The sequence below is a fragment of the Anaerobacillus alkaliphilus genome (genome assembly GCF_004116265.1).
GTDB classification, from domain to species: domain Bacteria; phylum Bacillota; class Bacilli; order Bacillales; family Anaerobacillaceae; genus Anaerobacillus; species Anaerobacillus alkaliphilus.
Window position 1 is genome coordinate 1 of sequence record NZ_QOUX01000061.1, and the last position, 378, is coordinate 378.

Here is a 378-nt window from a genome sequence, read left to right on the forward strand (position 1 = left end):
CAACTACCATCGGCGCTGAAGAGCTTAACGATCGTGTTCGGCATGGGAACGAGTGTGACCTCTTCGCTATCGCCACTAGATTTTATTCAATTGTGAATTGTCAATTATGAATGTTCAATTGTTCTTTGAGCTTCTCCGAGAAGCTATAAACAATTCATAATTCATATTTGTTAATTCATAATTCCAACAGGGTCATTCCCTGAAAACTAGATAACACACATTTAAGACTTGAGTAAGAAAATCAATTCTTATTTTAGGATAAGTCCTCGACCTATTAGTATCTCTCAGCTCCACACGTCACCGTGCTTCCACCCGAGACCTATCAACCTCATCATCTTTAAGGGGTCTTACTGGATTAACTCCAAGGGAAATCTCATC

Annotated in this window: 2 rRNA genes; both read right to left on the reverse strand. The window is 39.4% G+C overall.

What is annotated here, in order from left to right:
- Positions 1-80, reverse strand: a 5S ribosomal RNA gene (gene rrf / locus DS745_RS24305); the annotation flags it as partial.
- Between the two features lie 174 nt (positions 81-254).
- Positions 255-378: ribosomal RNA gene (locus DS745_RS24310) — 23S ribosomal RNA — on the reverse strand; the annotation flags it as partial.